Source organism: Halovibrio variabilis (assembly GCF_007991175.1).
Taxonomy (GTDB): Bacteria; Pseudomonadota; Gammaproteobacteria; order Pseudomonadales; family Halomonadaceae; genus Vreelandella; species Vreelandella variabilis.
Map to the genome: position 1 here is coordinate 12,358 of NZ_BJXV01000004.1, position 12,779 is coordinate 25,136.

Consider the following 12,779-nt stretch of genomic DNA (forward strand, 5'->3'; position numbering starts at 1 on the left):
TTCTTACATATTTTTTGCACAGAAGAGTGAGACATCGCGTTCAAAAAAACGGAACACAAATGCCTATTATTTTCATTCGTAAGAATAAATGGCATAATCGCTATTCAACTTCTGCCCTGTGGGCCTGACGATGTATGACTTTGATGAACTTGCTGCTTTTGCCGATGTTATGACCACCGGCAGCTTAACGCGCAGTGCGAAAAAGCTGGGGCTCGCCAAATCGACCCTAAGCCGTCGCATCAGCCAACTTGAAGCTCGCCTGAACCAGCCGCTGTTGCGACGCCAGGCGAACTGCCTGATCCCTACCGAAGCTGGGCTGCTGTTTCATACCTATTGCACTGAATTACTCGCCATGGCGGCCCACAGCGAGGAAGCGCTTTCAGAACTGCGTGAGGAAATCAGCGGAGCAGTTACCCTGGAAGTGCACGGCGCGCTGGCGCGCGGCTGGCTGGCGAGTGCGATTGACGCCTTTTTAAACCGTCATCCCAAAGTGGAATTAACGCTGCATACCCGTGAGACACCGCCAACAAAAATGCACAGCAATAGTGTTCACGTTTGGCTGGGACCAACGCATGAGTGCGGGCTGAATCAAGAGCGTTTGGGGTACTTAAACCGCGGGCTATATGCCAGCCCCCGCTATTTAGCGGCAAGGGGTATGCCCAGCCATCCCGATGAACTTAACCAACACGCCTGGATAGACCTGCTGGGTTCGACGTCTGATGGGCTGCTGCTCTCTCACCCTGAGCATAGCGATTACACCTTCAACCCACCGCGTTCGCGGCTGCGCGTCGACCTTACCGCCCTGCATATTGACGCCATCGCGCGTAGTCAGGGCATAGGCTTGCTGTCTCACTGGCTAACCGCACAGCGCGAACAGCACCATCCGGGCGAGTTAGTTAACTGCCTGCCCGGCTGGGAGCCGGTGCCACTCCCTATCACCTTGCTTTACGCCTACGGCCACCAATCGCGCCGCACTCATGCGCTATTGGAGTTTTTACGCAGCCAGGTGCCCGCCCAGTGGCGCACTTCTACCGCCGCTGTTTAAGTTAATTTGAGTGTTTGCCTTGCCAGTTAGCCCGCTTATTAACGACAATGGGCGGCTAACGAATGCCAAGGACAGCCAATGCTTGCCGAACTTTTTGCCGTTATGGCGCCCGTACTGGCCGGTGCAGGGCTTGGCTACGTGTGGGTACGCTTAGGGCACCCTTACCCGGTCGACTTCATTACCCGGTTAGTGTTTAACATTGGTACCCCGTCTTTGGTGCTCGCCTCGCTTGCCGGCGCCGATATAGACGCGGCCACCTTCGGACAAACCATGCTGGCTGCCGCACTGGTGATTATCACCATGGGAGCAGCGACTTTTTTAGTCGCTAAATTATTGCACCGCCATTGGCGGGTACTGCTTGCCCCCATGATGTATCCCAATACCGGCAATATGGGCTTGCCGGTGGTGCTTTACGCCTTTGGCAGTGCTGGCTTTGCCTACGGCATTACGGTCATGGTCACCGTGTCGCTATTTCAGTTCACCTTAGGCGCGGTGCTTAATAATCAAGGCAATCCCCTTAAAACCTTATTAAAGACGCCCACGGTATACGCCATAATAATCTCCATGGTGCTGCTGCTGACAGACACGTCCCTCCCCGCCTGGCTGGCGAACACGGTTGATTTAATGTCGGGCTTCACGGTACCGCTGATGCTGATTACGCTGGGCGTGGCACTCGCCAATATTCAAGTTAAGAATTTGCGCTCCGGGCTCGGGTTTAGTTTGATCAGGATCCCCCTGGCCGCCGTCGTGGCCTGGTTGATCGCCGGATGGGTCGGCCTACCGCCGTTGGCACAAAGCATTTTAGTCGTGCAGATGTGTATGCCCGTTGCCGTGTTTAACTATTTATTTGCTCAGCGCGCCCAGCGCGAGCCTGTCTATGTCGCCAGTTTGGTGTTTTGTTCAACGTTATTAGCGCTGATTTACCTGCCTGTGCTACTCGCCCTTCTAATGTAACGGGTGGAACCCCATCCGGGGTAACGAGTCACTGTTAGGTACTGAGCAAGCTTAAATAAGCACTGAGCAGCATTAACGCGCAATGACTATGCCACTAACGAGCCGATTGGGGCTGATTCGTTACCCGGCATGACCGACCCGGTCTACGTATTCGAAGGCCGTTTTGCTCCAGCCGGGCTTGCTGAAATCACCGGTGACACCTTGAGCGCCTGGGAGGGCAACCTATTGGTCGGGGGTTAGCCAAGGCCCTAACGGGGCTCTCTACTTGCTCACTGACAACCCGCAAGGGAGCCTTTATCGCTTGCGTCCCCATGCCAATCGGTAACCTTTCAACGGACTGATCAATCAGTATTAACACCACCCTGGATGCCAAATGCGATTACGCAATTTAATGATATTGACGGTGATTGTACCGCTGTTTGTCAGCCTGGTGGTGTTTAGCCTAGTAGCGATTAAATCGCTGGAAGATAACGTCCGCTCGAAACTACAAACCGAAGTTGAAATCATTACCCGCGCGCTGAGCACCTCGCTTAGCTACGCAGTCACACCGGACAGCAGCACCCCGCTTGAAGAGGCGTTGCAGTCAGCGTTTTCCTTCCATCGCATTTACGGGGCCTATGTTTTCGATACCGATGGTCGGAGTATTTATGGCCTGGGCCTGGGCCAGGATATTTTCAGCCGCGAAGAGATCCAGCAGGTCATTGAGCGCGATGATCTGTATAGCAATTATCGTCAACACGACGGCTGGAACTATTATTCTGCGTTGACACCACTGCGCTCGCAAGATGGCACCGTTTATGGCGTCTTGCAGGTAAACCGCCTTAACACCGGCATTGAGAACTACACTGGGTTTATCAGCCTTGTTGCCGTGTTGGTGTTTGTGGTGGGTGCGGCGGGCATTGTGCTGAGCATCTGGTGGGGGTTTCGCAGCTATATTGAACGCCCACTTAATCGCTTGTTGCACGTTATGTCGCTCATTGAAGAAGGCGATCGTAGCCAACGTGCGACTGAAGATGGCCCTGCCGAATATCGCCACCTAGCCTCAGGGTTAAATGGCATGCTGGATGCGATGGCAGAAAAAGATAGCGATATTGAAAGCCGTCAGCGGCGCGAAATAGAGCTTGAAAAGCGCCTACGCAAATCGAAAAAACTGGCAGAGCTGGGCGTACTGGCAGCAGGTGTTGCCCATGAAATAGGTGCACCACTAACGGTCATTAATGGCCAAGCTCAGCGTTTGGCTCGCCGCGATGTCATCGGCGATGACGAACGCGCTCGACTAGGGCGAATTCGCAGCGAAGTGGAACGCGTCGTCGCCATTGTGCGTCAGTTGATGGAATTAGGCCGTCAACATAACGTAGAGAAAGGCGCGGTGGCCCTTGATCAGCTTATTATCAGCGCGAGGGATTTAGTCGAAGACACGCTCGAACCGCGCCATATTCGGTTAGACATTGAATTACCGTCGCCGACACCCAATTTAGTGGCCAACGGCCAACAACTTGTGCAGGTGCTGACCAATTTATTGCGCAATGCGGCGCAGGCACCAGACGTTAACCGCATCCGCGTACGCGCCCGCAAGCACGAGCATGAACTACTCTTGTGGGTAGAGGATGATGGTCCGGGAATTCCCAGCAGCCATCACCATAAAGTGTTCGACCCATTTTTTACCACCAAACCGGTTGGCCAAGGCAGCGGTTTGGGGCTCTCAATGGTGCACCGCATTATTAACGACCACGGCGGTACCATCGGCGTGTTTGACAGCGCCCTTGGCGGCGCTGGATTTGAGATTACGTTACCCATTAGTGAAACTGCATCCGCGTGAGGACAACGTTTGTGACCCATCAGGAACACCTTTTACCTTTGTTGGTGGTGGAAGATGACGCCGCTATACGTGAGTTGTTAGAAGAAGAGCTGCAGGATGCCGGCTACACAACGCTTGGCGTCCCCAGCGCTGAAGAAGCCATCGCCCTACTCAGCCACACCACCGTCGCGCTGGTGATTACCGACGTGCGCCTACCGGGCATGACCGGCATACAGCTACTTCAGCAGCTACGCCAAGCGGGTAGCGAGCTGGGCATTATTGTGATTACCGCGTTTGGCACCATCGACCAGGCCGTTGAAGCACTGAAATTAGGGGCTGACGACTTTTTAACCAAACCACTTGATCTGGATGCTATTCGTGACTCGGTGTTTCGTGTCCTGGAGCGGCAGCGTTTGGCGGTTTTCCACGATTCGGATGTCAGCCATTTCCACGGCATTGTGGGTAAGAGCCAGGTCATGCAGACGCTCTTTCATGACGCCTCGCGCCTTGCCAAAAGCGACGCCCCGATTTTGATCCTGGGCGAAAGCGGCACCGGCAAAGAGCTACTGGCCCGCGCCATTCATCAGGAAAGCCAGCGCGGTGAAGAACCGTTTGTGCCCATAAACTGCGCCAGTATCCCGGCCGACTTGATGGAAAGCGAGTTTTTTGGTCATGTGAAAGGCGCCTTTACCGGGGCTAACGAAGCCCGCAAAGGGCTGTTTCAAAGCGCCCAGGGCGGCAGCCTGTTTTTAGATGAAATTGGTGAGATGCCGATTAATCTGCAGGCAAAATTATTGCGCGCGCTTCAGGAAAAAACCGTACGGCCGGTGGGTAGTGAGCGTGAAGAACCGGTCGATGTGCGCATTATTGCCGCGACTCATCGCAATCTGGAGCAAGAAATAGAGCAGGCCAATTTCCGCAGCGACTTGTTCTATCGTTTAGAAACTTTCTCATTGCGTATTCCACCACTGCGCGATCGCGGCAGCGATATTGAACACCTTGTGTTTGCGCTTATCGACAAACACTCAGAGGCTCAGGGTAAACAAATAGAGCAAATCGAGCCCGACGCCCTGAGTAATTTGCTTAACTATAGCTACCCCGGCAACGTTCGCGAACTGGAAAATGCCGTGATGCGCGCCGTTACGCTAAGCGAGGATGGCTCACTTAACCACAAAGACCTGCCCGAACGGCTGCGCGAGCATTCCAGTCCAGAAGCGGGCATGCCACTGGCAGCGACATTAAGTGGTGAGATAGTCGCAGGGACACCCATACCAACGCCACCACCGATCCGTTGGCCCAGCTTGGAGGAGGTCGAAAAGCGCTATATTAATAAAGTATTGGAAGCCACGGGGGGTAATAAACGACGCACCGCGGAGGTCCTTGGCATAGCGCGTAGGACGCTGTACCGTCGCTTGGAAGATAATGAAGAGTAAGCGCTACGCTGTATCGCCATACTTACATTATGTAGCCGCAAATGTAGTCGCCAAAAAAACCCCCGCAGGCGCGGGGGCAGAAAGGATGATAAACCGTGTGGAGCAGCTGCAGGGAACGAACAGCTGGATCGATTTACCATCGTAGGGATCGTTACTCACCGTTAATGACGGTTTAATTAGTGACTCCTGGTTAACTCCTGGTTAATTACTAGTTGACTCGTTATCACCATCTTCATCTTCGGCATTTTCGCCATTGTTTTCGCCATCGCCGGGCATCGGGTCAGTGCCTTCTCCAAAACCAGGCTCATCCTCGTCTGGGTCCATGGCGTTCATGGCGCCTTCTACTGGCTCGTCCATAGTGTCTTCAGGCATGGTTTCTTGATCAGTTTCTTGATCAGCCATACCGTCTTGTTCAGCCGTGGGCGTTTCAGACTCAGCACCGTTACTCTGATCTGAATTCATTGAACCTGCCGAGACTGAGCCTTCTTCCAGACCTGGATCCTCCTTCAACACGGGCTCTTGTTCCAAGCCAGACGCTTGACCATTGGTCGCATCTTGCTCCATTGGCGCGGCTTCTTCTGCTGGCGGTTCTTCATTCTCGCCACAGCCCGCTAAAACAATGACACTGGCAACGCTTGCTACCATGCACAACGTTACCCAGCGGAAACGCTTATTTCGATTACGCTCAGTGTGGACACGTGGATTATCCATACTTGCGACCTCCCGTCCTGATGGCATCAATCATCCTTTCAATAATCAGTGTTTGCATAAACCAATAATTTTTAAAACTAATTTTTAGAAACTGATTTAAGGAACTGATCTTTAGAAACTGATCTATAAAGTTATTGCGATATTTGTGCCAAAAATTTATTATTTATAAAAAAATATTTAATAATCAAATATTTATATAAATTAATGCTTTTCCTTAGTATGTTGACAACTCACCCTCAGGTGGGTAAAAAATGACACATGTGGCGTTAACGGGCCCGTTGATGGGTCGTTGTGACACACAGGTCCTGCCTATGTATAATAATTTTTAATAAATTATCCGACTCAAGCTCTTATTTATTTATGAATGGCACCGTAGCTGTTCTTATTGGCGTGGCTTGATATATTCCATTAGCAAGTACGCATCAGCGGCACACCCCATTCTGCTCACCAAAAAGGCATTGTCGATGGACGAGACACGTAATGTTAAAATTAAGGTGCGTGGTTTAAGCAAGGTATTTGGTAAACAACCCAAAAAAGCGCTTGAGCTACGTGACCAAGGGCTTAAACGCCCTGAAATTCTTGAAAAAACGGGTCAAACGCTCGGGCTTTCGAATATTTCCTTCGATGTTTATGAAGGCGAATTACTGGTCATCATGGGCCTATCCGGCTCGGGAAAGTCAACGTTAATCCGCTGCCTGAACCGCTTAATCGATACCACAGAAGGCGATATCATCATCGACGATGAGAATATCCCGACGCTGAGTGAAAAGGCGCTGCTCGAATGCCGTCGCCGCCATTTCTCCATGGTGTTTCAGAATTTTGCTCTGTTTCCCCATCGCACCGTGCAGAAAAACGTCGAGTTTGGCCTGGAAATTCGCGGTGTTGACCCAGCTGAGCGGTATAAAATCGCTCATGAGACACTCACCCAGGTAGGTTTGGAAGGCTGGGAAGATGCCTACCCGAACCAGCTTTCCGGCGGCATGCAGCAGCGCGTTGGTTTGGCCCGCGCTTTGGCAAATGACGCTAGCGTACTGTTGTTGGACGAAGCCTTTTCGGCGCTTGACCCACTGATTCGCAAAGATATGCAGCAAGAACTGCTCGAACTGCAGTCGAGAATGCAGAAAACAACCGTCTTTATTACCCACGATCTAGACGAAGCATTGAATATCGGCGACCGCATTGTGCTGTTGAAAGACGGTGAAGTGGTACAAATCGGCACCCCTGAAGACATCTTAACCAACCCTGCCGATGACTACGTACGTCGCTTCATTGAAGGCGTTGACCGCTCGCGCATCCTTACCGCCGAAAGCGCCATGCGCCCAGTACGCACTACCGCACGCGAAAGCGATGGTCCGCGTACCGCGCTTCACCGTATGCGCGAACACAGCATTGATTCAATCTACGTGACCGACCGTGACCGTAACCTGCTTGGGCTGCTCGAAGTAGACAGCGCCAGTCAAGCGATGGAGCAAGGGGCGGATACCATTACCGACTATCTCACCCAGGACTTCCGCAAAGTCCCCCCGGAGGAGCCGTTGCATAACCTATTCGCGATGTTTAGTGAAAAGGGCTTCCCCATCGCCGTCATTGACGAGCAAGAGCGCCTACTGGGCGTGGTGGTCAAAGGCGCCGTTTTGGATCAACTGGCACGGGCAGGAGAAAAATAATGGATATTATACGTATTCCCCTGGGTGATTGGATTGAGAGCGGCCTGACCTGGCTCACCAGCGAATACTCGATCGTCACGCGCGGCATTTCGCGTTTTACCCAAACCGGCATTGATGTTTTAAACAGCGCCCTGTTTTGGCTCCCGGAATGGGCACTGCTAGGCTTGATTGCTCTGCTTTGCTGGCGTTTAGGCGGCGTTCGCCTGGCCATTGGGGCTATCGCGGGCTTGGCATTAATTTGGAACCTGGGCCTGTGGGAGCCCATGATTGAGACGCTCACTCTGGTGGTATTTGCTACGCTGGTGGCCGTGGTTATTGCTATGCCGGTAGGCATAGCGGCGGCCCTATCCGAAAAGCTCTATCGACTCATCATGCCGATACTCGATTTCATGCAGACCATGCCGGCTTTCGTGTATTTGATTCCCGCTATTCCATTTTTTGGCATCGGTTCGGTGTCGGCGATTTTTGCCACGGTGATTTTCTCCATGCCACCGGCTATTCGTTTTACCACCCTGGGCATTCGCCAGGTGCCGGTCGAGCTTATTGAAGCCGCCGACGCTTATGGCGCTAACCGCACTCAAAAACTGTTTAAAGTGCAGCTACCCTTGTCGTTACCGACAGTGATGGCAGGTATCAACCAGACCATCATGCTGGCCCTTTCGATGGTGGTTATTGCCGCCATGATCGGTGCCGATGGGTTAGGCAGCGAAGTCTGGCGCGCTATTCAACGCCTGCGTCCTGGCGATGGTTTTGAAGCGGGTATTGCGGTGGTTATTTTGGCAATGCTGCTGGATCGTCTCACCCAATCGCTGCGTAAAACGCGCCGCTGAAGCAAAGCAGCCTGAGCGACTGCGTTGAGTCAAGCACTTGCCAAGTCGCTTATTGCTATCCATGCTGTATAAGTTAGTAATGCGCCACGGCGTTAAAAAAATTTATACCCAAGGGAGTAAGTGAATGAAACATCGCACATTGAACCTCCGTATTCGTCTCGCCTCACTGGCATTATTAGCCGGTGCTGGTGTAGCCGTTAGCAGTGCGGCGCAAGCCGAAGAAGAGAAGGGAACGATTAACTTGGCCTACGTAGAATGGTCATCAGAAGTTGCCTCTACCAACGTGATTGCCGTGGTACTTGAGCAAGCTGGCTACGAGGTTGACCTAACGTCACTCTCCGCAGCCGCCATGTTCCAAGCACTCTCTACTGGCGATGCTGATGCTATCGTCGCCGCTTGGCTGCCCACCACCCACGCTGAGTACATGGAGCGCGTGGGCGATAACGTTGAAGACCTCGGGCCTAACCTTGACGGCACCAAGCTTGGCTTGGTCGTACCTGAGTACACCGACGTTGATTCCATTGCTAAACTGAACGATAACGCCGATAGCTTTAATGGCGAGATCATCGGTATTGATCCCGGCGCAGGCCTGATGTCGCTGTCCGAAGAGGTTGTCGATACCTATGACCTTGAATTAAATCTGCGTAGTGGCAGTGGGGCTACGATGACGGCAGCGTTAGCCAATGCCATCAACAATGAAGAAGATATTGTAGTGACCGGCTGGACGCCGCACTGGATGTTTGCCCGTTTTGATCTTAAATACCTAGACGATCCTGAAAATGTCTATGGCGGTGCCGAGCAGATCCATACCGTTGTTCGCCAAGGCCTTGAAGGTGACATGCCGGAAGCCTATGCCATTCTCGACGCTTTTGAATGGACCCCTGAGCAAATGGGTGAAGTCATGCTCATGAACCAGGAAGATGACAGCGATCCTCAAGAAACTGCCCAGCAGTGGGTTGAGGATAACCAGGACGTTGTAGAGCAATGGCTAAATAACTAATCAAGCTTTGAAAAAAGTTATTGATGGTGATTGGCTGAGCTGGGGCGCCTCAACGCCTCAGCTCTTTCTTCAGGCCTCATTTAACCCTACGGATATGACCAACGTTATGGTGGTAGCCTATCCATCACGACAAATCATGCTGGGAGTTTGCTATGTTTAATAACATCATGGTGCCGGTCGACCTTGCCCATCTAGACACCATTGAACCTGCGTTGAGCATTGTGGCCGACCTTGCCAAACAATATGACGCGCATATTACCTATGTCAGCGTTACGGCTAGTACGCCTACCAGCGTTGCTCGTACCCCCCAGGAGTACGAGCAAAAGCTCAATGCGTTTGCCCAAGAACGGCATAAGGTTCATGGGCAACCGGTAAGCATCAAGGTCTATAGCTCGACAGATCCTATTGCCAACGTTGATTCAATATTAGTAAAAGCAGTTGACGAGGTAGGGGCCGACTTGGTGATGATGGGAACTCATTTGCCACGCCACCTTGATATTGTCATGCCTTCTCATGGTGGCAAAGTGGCAACCCACACCAACGCGTCTGTTTTTCTGCTTCGTTTAGCCCAATAAAGTGGCATCGCGTTTTAATAACGATTTTTATAATAGCTAAGGGAGCAACTTTGTGGAAAAAAAACCGCAGAATCCTTCATCAGATGATTCAGCCTCTTCAGAGGGTATCCCCGCCCCTGAAGGCGCAGCGAATCTGATTGATACCGATTATGTAATCGGCCAGGACAACATCACCACCAATGCCATGGGTCTCAATCTTGACCTGCACGGCAAGGTGTTTAGCATTTCAGCCATCATCGTGCTGCTGTTTGTGGTGCTAACGCTTGCGCTGCAAGACACCATCGCACCGATCTATGATGCTATTTTTAGCTTTTTGACGGTCAATCTGGGGTGGTTCTTTATCTTATCGGCGAATGTATTCGTCGTTTTGTGTATTGGCCTGATCTTTTCCCCACTCGGTAAAATCCGCATTGGCGGTGCCGATGCCAAGCCCGATTTTACCTATATGGGCTGGTTTTCCATGCTGTTTGCGGCGGGCATGGGCATTGGCCTGATGTTTTTCGGTGTCAATGAGCCACTGACCCACTTTGGCACCTCGTTTGACGGCGGCAGCTGGGCACCGCTGGCAGGCGCGGAAGGTGACGCCACAGGCGCTGCGGCGCTGGCCATGGCGGCAACCATCTTCCACTGGGGCCTACACCCCTGGGCGATTTACGCAGTGGTGGCGCTTTCGTTGGCGTTGTTCTCGTTCAATAAGGGCCTGCCGCTCTCAATGCGCTCAGTGTTCTACCCCATTTTAGGTGAGCGCGTTTGGGGCTGGCCAGGACATATCATTGATATTCTTGCCGTTTTTGCCACTCTATTTGGTTTAGCGACTTCGTTAGGGCTAGGTGCCACCCAGGCTGCAGCGGGTCTAACCTATCTGTTCGATGCGCCGGAAAGTGACGTCACCATGATCCTGCTGATCATTGGTATTACGCTCATTGCAATTTGCTCAATTCTAGCCGGCGTTGATAAGGGCGTTCAGCTGCTGTCAAAAATCAACATCGCCATGGCAGCGTTGCTGCTGTTTTTTGTGATTGCGGTTGGCCCTACCCTGCTAATTGCCACCGGCTTCTTTGAGAACCTGTGGAGCTATGCGGTTCACCTGCCAGCGCTATCCAATCCGTTTGGCCGCGAAGACGCCAACTTCAGCCAAGGCTGGACGGCCTTCTATTGGGCATGGTGGATCTCCTGGTCGCCTTACGTGGGTATGTTTATCGCCCGGGTATCGCGTGGGCGCACGGTGCGCGAGTTCCTGATATCCGTCATGCTGGTGCCCTTTTTCGTGTCGGTTTTGTGGATGACCACTTTCGGTGGTACCGCAATTGATCAATACGTGAGTCAAGGCATTGAAGCCGTACGCGATGCGGGCGTCGATCTGCAGCTATTCGTTATGCTAGAGCAGCTGCCACTGTCACAAATCACCTCTTTCGTGGCGATTGTGTTGGTGATCATCTTCTTTGTGACCTCTTCTGACTCAGGCTCGCTGGTCATCGACTCGATTACCGCAGGCGGTAAGGTCGATGCGCCAAAACCACAGCGCGTGTTCTGGGCGATCATTGAAGGCGCGATTGCCATTGCACTGCTATTAGGTGGTGGTCTAACCGCACTGCAAACCATGGCGGTCTCTACCGGCTTTCCGTTCACGATCATTTTGCTGGTGGCCTGCTACGCCATTATCAAAGGGTTGATGAGCGAGCCAAAAGCAGTCTAGCGCTACGTTACACCGCGCTAGCAAGCAAACGGGCAACCCACTGGGTTGCCCGTTTTTTTGTGCCTGTTTTAATGGGGCTCTTCGTGACTCAGTGTTGAATTAACTCTGCCATCCTGATGGTAGCTCCCGTGGGAGGGAGCTTCAGCTCGCGAATATTTGGGCTCCTAGCATGATGAAACCAAGGGGGTGCCTGCGGCACCCTTCGCCGAAGTGTCGGACCAACGCTGAAGCGCCCTCCCACAAAATATAGATAGCTCAGTAGTTTCATCCTGAAACGTGAGACACAAAATAGCTAATAAACATTAAATCCACGAAGTGACGAAGAACCTTTAATGGATAGCCTTCAACACCAGATATCTTTCAATGGCGTTTCAGGTCGGTAATGATTAGCAATCTGCGCCTGTAATAACTCTGCGGTCGCCAGGGCATCAACCAGGGCATGATGCCCTTGATAGCCAGGCAGGCCATAGCGTTCGCGGCTCGCGTGTAGGCGGATGGAAACCGGTGGGCGACCCAGCCATCGACGAAAGCGCGCCCATAGCGTTTGGCGATGCAGCCTTGCCTCCAGCGACATGGTATCGATCATCGGAAACAGCACACCTTCGCCACGACGTGCCTTAACGGCGGCGTCTAAAAAGGGCCGTTCAATATTGCGAAAATGAACCACCACCAAGCGACCTGCGAGTTGCGCCAAGACATCATCCAATATCTCCTCTAGGTCCGGCGCCTGGGCGATCTCCGAATGGGTAATATGGTGGTAGGCAATTGAGGCTTCGGCTAAGGGCCTGGACGGATTCAGCACCCAGTAGCGCCGTTCGGCAAGCTTAATGCGTTGAAGCGTAAACGGCACCAGGCCAATACTCACAATCGCATGGCGGCGCTCATCGAGCCCCGTGGTTTCCATATCCAGCGCCACCATAGGCACCTCGGCAATGGGGGTATCGGGGTCGGGTAGTGGCGTGTCAAAAAATCGCTGAATGGCCGGATTACGCGCTTTCCGGGCCCGTTGAGCCATATAGCCATTCCAGTCGGCCTGGGTTATTTTCTGGCGTGGACGTATACCGCGCATC

At 52.6% G+C, this 12,779-nt stretch carries 12 protein-coding genes; 10 read left to right on the forward strand and 2 right to left on the reverse strand.

Features of this window, described 5'->3' with window-relative positions; genetic code table 11:
* Nucleotides 1-130 precede the first annotated feature (130 nt).
* The 5 genes from HVA01_RS04640 (at nt 131) to HVA01_RS04660 (ending at nt 5,230) form a co-directional block, all read left to right on the forward strand.
* Nucleotides 131-1,045, forward strand: a complete 915-nt coding sequence (locus HVA01_RS04640) for a LysR family transcriptional regulator (protein ID WP_146873390.1) — start codon at nt 131-133, stop codon at nt 1,043-1,045.
* A gap of 78 nt (nt 1,046-1,123) precedes the next feature.
* Complete coding sequence (locus HVA01_RS04645) at nt 1,124-1,999, forward strand: AEC family transporter (RefSeq protein WP_146873392.1); 876 nt, start codon at nt 1,124-1,126, stop codon at nt 1,997-1,999.
* A gap of 129 nt (nt 2,000-2,128) precedes the next feature.
* Nucleotides 2,129-2,239, forward strand: coding sequence for a hypothetical protein (locus HVA01_RS17790; protein WP_307725358.1), 111 nt, complete (start codon nt 2,129-2,131; stop codon nt 2,237-2,239).
* A gap of 133 nt (nt 2,240-2,372) precedes the next feature.
* A complete protein-coding gene (locus HVA01_RS04655) occupies nt 2,373-3,818 on the forward strand; it encodes a sensor histidine kinase (RefSeq protein WP_146873395.1) in 1,446 nt (481 codons plus the stop codon).
* Nucleotides 3,819-3,829: 11 nt separating this feature from the next.
* The gene (locus tag HVA01_RS04660; protein ID WP_146873396.1) at nt 3,830-5,230 is read left to right on the forward strand and encodes a sigma-54-dependent transcriptional regulator; all 1,401 of its coding nucleotides are present in this window, start codon (nt 3,830-3,832) and stop codon (nt 5,228-5,230) included.
* A 201-nt stretch (nt 5,231-5,431) separates the two neighbouring features.
* Here the strand turns inward: HVA01_RS04660 and HVA01_RS04665 are convergent, their stop codons facing one another.
* Nucleotides 5,432-5,941 carry a hypothetical protein gene (locus HVA01_RS04665; RefSeq protein WP_146873398.1) on the reverse strand — a complete coding sequence of 170 codons (510 nt, stop codon included), beginning with the start codon at nt 5,939-5,941 and terminating at the stop codon, nt 5,432-5,434.
* 464 nt (nt 5,942-6,405) lie between these two features.
* On the opposite strand from HVA01_RS04665, the gene HVA01_RS04670 reads away from it, so the two are divergent.
* The 5 genes from HVA01_RS04670 (at nt 6,406) to HVA01_RS04690 (ending at nt 11,709) form a co-directional block, all read left to right on the forward strand.
* Entirely contained in the window at nt 6,406-7,608 is a 1,203-nt protein-coding gene (locus HVA01_RS04670) for a quaternary amine ABC transporter ATP-binding protein (protein ID WP_146873400.1), read from the forward strand.
* Nucleotides 7,608-8,438 (forward strand): ABC transporter permease, encoded by an 831-nt coding sequence (locus tag HVA01_RS04675; RefSeq protein WP_146873402.1) that lies wholly within the window; start codon nt 7,608-7,610, stop codon nt 8,436-8,438. The genes HVA01_RS04670 and HVA01_RS04675 overlap by 1 nt, the downstream gene beginning before the upstream one ends.
* Before the next feature lie 124 nt (nt 8,439-8,562).
* A complete protein-coding gene (locus HVA01_RS04680; RefSeq protein WP_146873404.1) occupies nt 8,563-9,438 on the forward strand; it encodes a glycine betaine ABC transporter substrate-binding protein in 876 nt (291 codons plus the stop codon).
* 152 nt (nt 9,439-9,590) lie between these two features.
* Entirely contained in the window at nt 9,591-10,013 is a 423-nt protein-coding gene (locus HVA01_RS04685; protein WP_146873407.1) for a universal stress protein, read from the forward strand.
* A gap of 52 nt (nt 10,014-10,065) precedes the next feature.
* On the forward strand, nt 10,066-11,709 hold the full coding sequence (locus tag HVA01_RS04690; protein ID WP_146873409.1) for a BCCT family transporter: 1,644 nt from the start codon (nt 10,066-10,068) through the stop codon (nt 11,707-11,709).
* A gap of 343 nt (nt 11,710-12,052) precedes the next feature.
* Here the strand turns inward: HVA01_RS04690 and HVA01_RS04695 are convergent, their stop codons facing one another.
* Nucleotides 12,053-12,778 carry a 3'-5' exonuclease gene (locus HVA01_RS04695; RefSeq protein WP_146873411.1) on the reverse strand — a complete coding sequence of 242 codons (726 nt, stop codon included), beginning with the start codon at nt 12,776-12,778 and terminating at the stop codon, nt 12,053-12,055.
* Between the last annotated feature and the right edge of the window lies 1 nt (nt 12,779).

Bases quoted from the DNA above. Each gene is read 5' to 3' on its own strand.
- HVA01_RS04640 (WP_146873390.1), top strand. From the start codon at position 131: ATGTATGACTTTGATGAACTTGCTGCTTTTGCCGATGTTATGACCACC.
- HVA01_RS04645 (WP_146873392.1), top strand. From the start codon at position 1,124: ATGCTTGCCGAACTTTTTGCCGTTATGGCGCCCGTACTGGCCGGTGCA.
- HVA01_RS17790 (WP_307725358.1), top strand. From the start codon at position 2,129: ATGACCGACCCGGTCTACGTATTCGAAGGCCGTTTTGCTCCAGCCGGG.
- HVA01_RS04655 (WP_146873395.1), top strand. From the start codon at position 2,373: ATGCGATTACGCAATTTAATGATATTGACGGTGATTGTACCGCTGTTT.
- HVA01_RS04665 (WP_146873398.1), bottom strand. From the start codon at position 5,941: ATGGATAATCCACGTGTCCACACTGAGCGTAATCGAAATAAGCGTTTC.
- HVA01_RS04670 (WP_146873400.1), top strand. From the start codon at position 6,406: ATGGACGAGACACGTAATGTTAAAATTAAGGTGCGTGGTTTAAGCAAG.
- HVA01_RS04675 (WP_146873402.1), top strand. From the start codon at position 7,608: ATGGATATTATACGTATTCCCCTGGGTGATTGGATTGAGAGCGGCCTG.
- HVA01_RS04680 (WP_146873404.1), top strand. From the start codon at position 8,563: ATGAAACATCGCACATTGAACCTCCGTATTCGTCTCGCCTCACTGGCA.
- HVA01_RS04685 (WP_146873407.1), top strand. From the start codon at position 9,591: ATGTTTAATAACATCATGGTGCCGGTCGACCTTGCCCATCTAGACACC.
- HVA01_RS04695 (WP_146873411.1), bottom strand. From the start codon at position 12,778: ATGCGCGGTATACGTCCACGCCAGAAAATAACCCAGGCCGACTGGAAT.